Raw genomic sequence first — 9660 nt, forward strand, 5'->3', positions numbered from 1 at the left:
TCCTCAGCAAGTTGGATCAAGCATGAAAGATACCACCATCGGACGTTCCCTGCACACGGTCGGCGTCCGGCAGGCGGATCCAGAATACGGTGCCCTCGCCCAGGGTCGACTCGAATCCGATCTCTCCCTCCATGGTCTCGATGGTGCGACGCGCAATGGCCAAGCCGAGGCCGCTTCCGCTCGTCTTCGTGGAGAACGACGGCATGAACACCCGGTCCTGCACATCCGGTGATATGCCTGCGCCGTTGTCGGAAATGGTGCTTTCAATGGGTCGCGCGGAATCGCCGGAGTCGCGGTTGGACGAAATTCCTATCCGCACCGGCCTCGCTTCCGGCACCGCCTGGATGGCATTCTTGATGAAGTTGATGTACATGCGACGGACCGCCTCCGGATCCCCCACCACCAGCAGCGGCTCCGGATGCAGATCCAACCGGATGCGCACCCCGTCCTCGTGGGACATGAGGTCCGCGGCTTCACGTATTACGGCATTCAGGTCCATGGTCTCCCGGAGATGGGTGGGCATGCGGCCAAGGGAGGAAAACTCGTCCGCAATCCGTGCCAGGGAGTCGATCTGTTCGATCATGGTCGACATCGTGCGCTGGAACAAGGCCGGGAAACGCCCCCTGGCCTGCCGATCGTCGGACCAGGCGCGCTGCAGGTGCTGGATGTTCAACTTCATGGGCGTCAATGGATTCTTGATTTCATGGGCCACCTGCCGCGCCATTTCCCGCCAGGCCAACTGGCGTTCCTGCTGCGCCAGAAGGGATCGGCTCTCCTTCAACTGATCCTGCATGGTATTGAAGGAATCCACCAATTCGCTGATTTCGTCCCGGGTATCCAGGGGACCGATACGCTCAAAATGGCCCGCTGCCACGGCCCGGAGCCCGGACTGCAGCTGGGCGATCGGACGGGACAGGGCGCTTGCCAGGATGGATGCCGTGAAGAGCACGACGAGTACGAGCAACAGCAGGGCGCCGAACAGGTAGGCCAGCGTCCGTGCACGCTCCTCCTCCAGACGATCCTGTTCCGGCAAGGTGGGAATGCCCACCACGAAATGCGGTCGCCCACGCTCGTCCGGAATGGATCGGTACCCGGCCGTGTAGGTGAACGAGCCCAATTGTTCTTCCACCGTCACGAAGCGGAATCCATCGTATTGCAGGGCCGCCACCGCTTCAATCGGCAATCGTTGTTCGATGAGTCGGTCCCGCACGAGTTCCGGCCGCGAAGCCCGTTCGAGCCGCATGTTGTGGTAGACATTCAGGTCCAGACCTACCTGGGCAGCCAGCGAATCCACGTCAATCCGTTCCAGTACCTGCCACGGCATTTCCCCGGGGCTGGCCGCAATCAGCAAGGCGTTTTCGACACGATCCAGGTGTTGGCGCAGCCACGTTTCCACGGCCCGGTCCGTCTCGCCCGTGACGACACGTACGCCTACGAACCCCATGGCCGCGACCGTCACGATCCCGACGCTGAAAAAGGCGTTCAGGACCCGGTCCCTGAACCGGCGCTGCCCACGGTCCCGTCGACCGGTCAATCGCAACCCGAAGACGAGGATGGCGACCGGGCCGACCACGAACAGACCGGACACGATGACCCGGAGCAGGAAGTACAGATGGTCGAAGAAGGTGATACCCGGCTCACGGACGCCGATAGTGGTCCGCGAGACACCGGGTGATTCCTGCGCCACGTCCCTGTACAGGGCATTGTAGGATCGGTCGCGGATCTGCTCCGTGGTCCATACTTCCGGCGCAAGGTTGAGGGCGTCGGCAACGACGGGGTTCAGGAAGGCCCGGCCGAACGCCGTCCCCTGCGTCCGCACGAGTACGCCGTCCTTGAACTCGGCAATGGACAGGTCCGCGTATTGGGTGCCATAGTAGCCGGCCGGTACGAGGACCCGCGGAAAGGGAATCATGGTGCCCGGCGTCCAGGGTCGCGGTGAAGCGCGGACCACCACCGTGCCTTCTCCATCCGCTATCGGCAGCATCCCGACATACACGAAACGATACTGATCCCGTGGATCGGTGAGTCGCTCGATCATCATGCCACTGGAGCCGGACTCCACGTACATGGCGCGCAGTACCTGGAAATCGGCGGGATCGGGATCCCGACCCACGGACCACGGCATTTGACGGTCGAGGTCCGTATGACGTCCAACCAGTCGGCCCTCCTGATCGTGGATGGTCACCGTCACCGTATGACTGCCCAGGGACTGGGCCAGCGAACCATCAATCAACGCAGACGCGGTCGAATCCATTCGGGAAGACATCGACGGGACGTCCTCCGCACGCTCCAATACCTTTCCAATGGCGAACAGGACGCGAGCATCCAGGTCTTCCATGAAGGCATTGGCGGCATCCCGCATGCGGTATTCCCGGCGTGACTGCATCCCCGTGTCCATCATGGGATACAGGACCAAGGCACACAGGATGAGCGCAGGCACGGCAATCCGCATGGCGGCGGATGGGAACGGTCGCAAGGGACTCAACGGCTGCAGAACAGCCCACGCCGTTGAAAGCGCCACAAAGAGTACCAGGGCGATGGCGGAGGTCGGATCAACGAACGTGTACAGCAGACCTCCCACGACGAGTCCACTGACGGACCACAGGAGCACGTCCCGCGGACGTTCGACCACCAATGTCGGGCGGCCCGCCCATACGGCCGTCATCCACATGGTGCGGGCCGATATCACGACGGCCGCGGCGACGAGCAGCAGCAGCGACGCAAGCACGACCACCACCAGCGGATCCGGTACGAGACCGGAGCGGGCAAAGTAATCGAGGGTACTGTCGAGGATGGCCCACCGTACCAACTGGAGGATGACGTGGCCGACGCTGAACGCAACCACGATATGGACCAGGACAACCGTGAATACCTTGACGGGACGGACGGCACGTTGCGGCGCCTGTACCGCCCGGAACACCACGGTGGCCACCAACCACGCCAGCACGCAGAGCAGCAGGACCGTGATGACCAGGTCCCCCGTGGTCCGCATGAGACCCGCACCCGCCGCCGTGGCCAAGTGTTGCGGATCGAACAATGGAGCCATGGGAGCCTTTCCTTGTTGCCAGACGGCCGGGGCATCCAGCCACAACCAGTGGAATCGAAGACCCGCCACCAGCAGTGCCGATCCCATCAGCGCGGCCGTGGCCCGGCGGCGCGTCATCCGTTCCGCAGGTATGCCCAGAACCCACCGGCACCAAGCCACGAGCAGGACGAGCCCGGAAAATACCCACCAGAATGCCCTAATCTGACGTAAAAGAGCATTCCGCTCTTCCTTCAATTCGTCAAAACCCGGTGTCTGCACATGAACCCTGCCCAGGACGACCCCTGAAGGAGCGGCTATGGACGTCCCGCCAGACACGGCGTCCACGCCGAAACGGAACGATACATCAAGTCCGGTATTGCGTGACCACTCTTCCGACCAGGTCCAGTCCCGAAGGAACTCGTTGCGGAGCGGAACACGATTCTCGACGAGTCTCAGCCAACGAACCACGCCGACAACCCGGGCACCGTCCAGAACAGGGATCCAGACCACAAGGGCCGTCCGGATGCCCCCGTCACGGGCCACGCTGTGGACGGGTACATCCAGGAAATCCTTCCGCTCCGGACCGTCGTCCATCGGCAGGCGCGGGCCGGACCAGGCCAGGAGTGAGGGAATGACATCGTGGATTTCAAATCCATCCAGGGGATCGTGCCGCATTCCGGCTGCAATCCGGACCACCGTTTCGGTGTCCCGAACCGTTCCCGACAGTGCAGCCACCAAATCCGTCCGCTGCGCCAGCGAGGATGCCAGGGATTCCATTTCCCCGATATGCGTGATGAGTGCTTGCTGGACCTCCCTTTCGACGGAGTACACCCGTGCCTCTGCTCGGGTGGCCAACTGATCGGGTGACTCTCCCAGGCGGATGAAGGAAACCAACCAGGTCGCCAGGAGCGCGAACACGGACACCAGCAGAACCAGCCCCCAGCCCCGCCTTCCGGAGGCGTCAATCGCGGACATCGGTGTACTCTTCAATGAGCAGTTCGCGGATGAGCCAACGTCCGTCCGTCAGGCGCATCCGGACGTAGAACCGGAGCTCGTCCCCGGCCACGGTGGCATAATGACCCTCCAGAAACCACCCTGACGTCGTCTTCGTGAAATCGACCAACCGAAAGGTATCCGGGGGCCAATCCGAGAAAAAGGTGCGCAACAGGAGCGTGGCTTGACTCCGGGAATACCGCTTTGACTCACCGAAAAGGGCTATTTCCACGGTCGGCGCTGCCTGCCGGGCCAACGCCGCGGCGTCCGCCTGCAGCACAGCAGCCCGGAATTCCTGCAGGACCTGATTGCTGTCCTGCGCCCGGGCCGGAAGCAGGGCGCAGCAGAGCACGCCAATGGATATGCAGAAGCGAACGTTCATGATGACCCAATGTAGCAAGAAACATGCCCGGCATCACGCCAGACGGACCACCGTCACGCCGGCACCACCTTCATCCAGGGGTGCCTCGTGATGATCGGCCACGTGCGGAGTCGCATCCAACAACTCTGCCACGGCCAGTCGCAGGGCCCCGGTACCTTTCCCGTGCAGGATATCGACCCGATCCAGGCCAGCAGCCAGGGCCCGGTCCAGGAACGGCACGACGGCGGCGGCGGCTTCATCCACCCGGAAGCCCCGGATGTCCAGGCGGGTGGATACATCCTGGATGGACGCGCCGCCTGCCGTAGTTCCCACCTGTCGTACCCGGACCTCCTGCTTCTTCTTGCCGCCGACCTTGGTGAGGCGGTCCGGTTTGGCACGCACGTGCATGGAACCCAGTGCCACAACCACCTCCTTTCCGGACATCGACAGGACTTCGCCCACGGCTTCTCCGCCATCAATCCGGACCTGGTCGCCGATGGACAACGTCCCCGTACCCGGCCTGCCGACATCGGCGACACGACGGCCTGAGGTCTGTTTCTTCTGCTTCCCGGCCTGTCCCTTGATTCGCGATTGTACGTTCTCCCGGGCTTCCACCAATCGCGAACGCGCGGCCTCGGTCTGTTCACGCGCCGCCTGGGACTCGCGTATTTCCCGGATGGTGCGTTCCACGAGCCGGTTGGCTCCCTTCACAATGCCCTCCGCCTCCGCCAAGGCCTGTGTCCGCATGACCTCCGCCTCCTCCCGGACCGACGACAGCCGTTCTTCCAACTTCCGGCGTTGCTCCTCGACCTCCCGATACGCCCTGGCCGTTTCCCGCTCGTGCCGCTCGGCAGCCGCCACCTTGGATACGAGCTCGGCAATCAATGCGTCGGCACGCAAGCGACCGTCACCCATCAGCTCCCGGGCCCGATGGATGATGGAAGCGGGCAATCCCACGCGGTCTGCAATTTCGGCGGCAAACGATGAACCCGGCAATCCCACTTCCAACCGATAGGTCGGCGCCAGTCGCGCCTGATCAAACATCATCGACGCGTTCTCGACGCCCTCCCGGTCGTGCGCGAATACCTTGAGGGGGCCGAAGTGCGTGGTCACCACCGTTCGGGCGCCCCTATCCACCAGCGCCTCCAGTACGGCCTGGGCAATGGCCCCGCCCGCTTCCGGATCGGTCCCCGTCCCGGCCTCGTCAATCAGGACCAGCGTGGACGGTGTGGACTCCGCCAGGATGTGGGTGAGGTTGGTCAAATGCGATGAGAAGGTGGACAGATCGTCTTCCAGGGACTGTTCATCCCCGATGTCCACCATGAGGGCGTCGAACAGATCGAATCGGGACCCCGGGTGCACCGGCAGAAGCAATCCATGGGCGACCATGGCTGCCATCAGGCCCACCGCCTTCATGGCCACCGACTTGCCGCCGGCATTCGGTCCCGAAATCACGATCATGGCGCAATCCGGGCCCATACGGAGATTGAATGGCACCACCGGCCGGCCTTTGCCTTCGGTCTCGAAGTGCAGCACGAGCGATGCACTCCGCCCCCCCTTCACGTCCACCCTGCCGTCGGTACCCACATCCGGCATGGACGCGTCCATACGATGCGCCACGCGGGCCTTCGCCAGCCACAGATCGAGTCGTGCCATGATTTGAACAGCCGCCGCCAAGGCGTGACGGTGGGTCCGCACGGCATCGGTCAGATGCCTTCGGATGCGCTCTACCTCCCGGACTTCCTCCAGCTCCAGTGCCCGCACATCGTTGTTCAGGTCCAGACTGGCTGCCGGTTCAACGTAGACGGTCTGTCCGGTGGCCGATACGTCGTGCACGAATCCCTGGACCTTGCGCCGGGCCTCCGCCCGTACGGGAATGACCATGCGGCCGGCGCGCAACGTGGGCTGTTCCTCGGTGGCCCAGCCGGCCGCAATGGCAGCACGCAGCGCCCGCAGGGCGCTTTCACGGACCTGGTTGCGCGTGTTCAAGAGGGCGCGGCGTATCCGACCGAGCTCCGGTGACGCGGTGTCCAGGACCGAGCCGTCGTCGCCAATGGCCTGGCCGATCGTGCCTACGAGGGCGGCCGGAACGTCCAGCTCCAGGAGGTCTTCCCGCACGTTCGGACACCGGTTCGGCGCCCCGGCGAACCAGGCACGCACCTGCGCGGCCACCTGGATGAGGCGGGCCACATCCAGCAGGTCCTCGACCGCCAGCATGGCGTCCCTGGGGGCCGCACGACGGAGCGCATCGGTTACATCCGGGGTCGACTCGAACGGAATGCGCTCATCGGACTCCAGGACGGCCTGCAGCTCGGCCACGCGGCGCATTTCCGCGCGCACGGCATCGACCGAACGGAACGCCGACCATGCATCGAACACCCCTTCGCCAGCCTCGGACCGGATTTCGTCCCGGACCGCCCGACGGACGGCATCGAATCCCACCTTCTGCCACGCCGATGCCGGATAGGGAATCATGGATCAGCCGGAGACCGTGCTGTGGTCACCGATGTTCAATCGTCCAGAAAAACGCTGGACTTCGGCATTCCGTCCGACGAACGATGCCTCCAGCTCCGAGTTTTCCACAAGGGCGTCCGCGAAGACGACGGAATTCCTGACCGTGGCGTTCCGCACGGTGGCCCCGGACTCGACGGACACGTACGGACCGACTTCGCCGCCTTCCAGGTGCGCACCCGGGCCCAGGAAAACCGGTTCATGGATGACCGTGCCGTTTACCCGGGCCGCGTCCGGAGCGTGAGCCTCGTGCCGGAGGATGACCTTGGTGGTTTCCAGGAGCGCCGGGATGTTGCCGCAATCCAACCATTCGGTAACGGACGCCGTCTTGAAGACCTTGTCCTGTTTCAGCAGCCTGTCGAACGCATCGGTCAACTGATACTCTCCGCCCACACCCGTCAGATTCTCGTCGAACAGGTGCTGGATGGCATCGCCGAGCTCCCGCAGTTCCCTGCAATAGTAGATGCCGATAAGGGCCTCTGTGGAAATGAGCTCCTTGGGCTTCTCCACCAACCGGACAATCCGGTCGCCTTCCCGCACGGCCACACCGTAGGCACTCGGATCGTCCACGTGCTTGACCCAGGCCACCACATCGGCTCCGCTCAGGTCCACGCCGGGCTCCATGAAGAACAGCGTATCGGCGAATACGACAATCCCTTCCCCATCCAGGTGCTCATTCGCGCATGCCACGGCGTGGGCGGTTCCCTGCGCCTTCTCCTGCACGGTGAAATGGGCCCGTGCATGGTGCCGGGCACAGATCGCCGTCAGTTCGTCCCGGACGTCCTGCCCAAAATCGGGCCCGAGGATGAATACCCCGTCCGTAATGGGGCGCGGGAGTACGGCGGAAAAGGTATCCACAATGCGTTCCACCATGCTCTTTCCGCAAACGGGCAGGAGCGGCTTGGGCGTGACGTGTGAATGGGGGCGGACGCGCGTGCCGCGGCCTGCCATGGGGATGATCAGTTTCATTTATCCGGGGTCTGCTTACATTCAGGGACAAGATACAACCCTCCCTTTCCCGGAAAATGAACATGAAGCCCACGGTTCAGGACGAATGGCAGAATGCACGCATCAAGGACCTCTGGCGGGTCTTCAGGATCATGGGGGAATTCGTGGACGGATTCGAGATGTTGTGCGACGTGGGTCCGAGTGTTTCCGTCTTCGGATCCGCCCGCACCAAGCCCGGCGATCCGAACTATGAACTGGGCGTCCAGGTGTCGAAGGAACTCGTGAAACGAGGATTCGGTGTCATCAGCGGGGGCGGTCCGGGGATCATGGAGGCCGCCAACAAGGGGGCGCATGAAGCTGGCGGCGTGTCCGTGGGGCTCAACATCAAGATCCCGCACGAACAGCACTCGAATCCCTGGATTGACCCGGACAAGGAGCTCAATTTCGATTTCTTTTTCGTCCGGAAGGTCATGTTCGTGAAATATGCCCAGGGGTTCGTGGTGCTGCCCGGAGGCTTCGGAACCATGGATGAGTTGTTCGAGGCGCTCACGCTCATCCAGACGGAAAAATCGGCGCGATTCCCGGTCGTACTCATGGGACGGGCGTTCTGGGGCGGGCTGTTCGACTGGATCCGGAATACCATGTTGGCGGCCGGCAACATCAGTGAGGAAGACCTGGATCTCTTCCGGATCACGGACGATCCGGAAGAAGCCGCCCGGCTCATTCACCACTTCTATGACAACCGGGTCATGCTGCCGAATTTCTGAACAGTGTCAATCTGCGCCCCCTTTCGTATTGCTGGAAACTTCATGATTCCTCGCCGCGTTGGGGCTTTCTGTCGTCCTTGTTACCGGGCCGACCCCTATCCCCATCATTCTGAAAACCAACTTTCAAAGATGAGCAAGTTGACCACGATCATCCGCATGGCCGTCTTGGCAGCATTCATGATCGCCGCCACCCCCTCATTCGGACAGGCCTACAAGGAAACCTTCAATGAAGCCACGGAAGCGGCGAAAGCGAAGAATTATTCCGTGGCCATCCAGAAATTCACCGAAGCTGCCGATGGAGCCAAGGCGGAGGGTGATTCCGCCGTCGAACGGCAGGCACGCGGTCTCGTCGCACGGATTGAGTACAACCTTGGACGTGCCCTGCACCAGCAGGAAAAATTCGCCGAAGCCATGAAGCATTTCTCGAACGGAATCGAGCAGGATCCCACGTTCGCGAAGAACTACCTGGCCCGTGCGGCGGCCATGAAGAAGACGGCCGAGTGGGATCAGGCGGTCCTGGCCTATCAGCAGGCCATGCAGGTTGCCGAGCAGAATGCCGATTCACAGACGGCTCGCGCCGCCGAGTCGGCCATCCGTGACCAGTATATCTACATGGCCTCCAGCGCCCTGAGCCGCAGTGGCAACCGCGCCACGCGTGCCGATGCCACCGAAGCCATGGAGCATCTGGACATGCTGCAGATGTACGTCGAAGCCGATGCCGATACGTACTACTACATGGCGGAGGCCAACAAGGTGCTGGGCAACTTCGAGCAGGCCATTGCCCTCGCAGACCAGGGCCTCGAAATCCATCGCGGCAGCCGTACCGACAAGGCCAAGATCTACTTCGTGAAGGGCGAGGCCCTGATGAACAGCGGACAGACGGAAGCGGCCAAGGAGGCCTTCCAGAATGCCCTCTTCGGCAGCTACCGCGCCTCGGCTGAGCATTACATCGAAACGCTCGGCACCAACTGACACCTGGACACACCGAATCCTTTCTTGTCCATCCGGCAACGAAGGAAAAGTGTGATGATAAAGAGGGGGCGGGCCGCGAGGCC

Annotated in this window: 6 protein-coding genes; 2 read left to right on the forward strand and 4 right to left on the reverse strand. The window is 62.8% G+C overall.

Features of this window, described 5'->3' with window-relative positions; translation table 11 throughout:
• Window positions 1-16: 16 nt before the first annotated feature.
• From RIE53_04670 to RIE53_04685, 4 genes are read right to left on the reverse strand one after another with little or no spacing between them, the layout of a single operon-like run.
• A complete protein-coding gene (locus RIE53_04670; protein ID MEQ9103970.1) occupies window positions 17-4000 on the reverse strand; it encodes an ATP-binding protein in 3984 nt (1327 codons plus the stop codon).
• A complete protein-coding gene (locus RIE53_04675; protein MEQ9103971.1) occupies window positions 3987-4400 on the reverse strand; it encodes a DUF4783 domain-containing protein in 414 nt (137 codons plus the stop codon). The genes RIE53_04670 and RIE53_04675 overlap by 14 nt, the downstream gene beginning before the upstream one ends.
• Window positions 4401-4433: 33 nt before the next feature.
• Complete coding sequence (locus tag RIE53_04680; GenBank protein MEQ9103972.1) at window positions 4434-6854, reverse strand: Smr/MutS family protein; 2421 nt, start codon at window positions 6852-6854, stop codon at window positions 4434-4436.
• Window positions 6855-6857: 3 nt separating this feature from the next.
• Window positions 6858-7859, reverse strand: a complete 1002-nt coding sequence (locus RIE53_04685; protein MEQ9103973.1) for a sugar phosphate nucleotidyltransferase — start codon at window positions 7857-7859, stop codon at window positions 6858-6860.
• Between the two features lie 62 nt (window positions 7860-7921).
• Between RIE53_04685 and RIE53_04690 the strand changes: the two genes are divergently transcribed.
• Window positions 7922-8605 (forward strand): TIGR00730 family Rossman fold protein, encoded by a 684-nt coding sequence (locus tag RIE53_04690; protein MEQ9103974.1) that lies wholly within the window; start codon window positions 7922-7924, stop codon window positions 8603-8605.
• 129 nt (window positions 8606-8734) lie between these two features.
• Window positions 8735-9577, forward strand: coding sequence for a hypothetical protein (locus RIE53_04695; protein ID MEQ9103975.1), 843 nt, complete (start codon window positions 8735-8737; stop codon window positions 9575-9577).
• Window positions 9578-9660 lie beyond the last annotated feature (83 nt).

Source organism: Rhodothermales bacterium, from assembly GCA_040221055.1.
Taxonomy (GTDB): domain Bacteria; phylum Bacteroidota; class Rhodothermia; order Rhodothermales; family UBA10348; genus 1-14-0-65-60-17.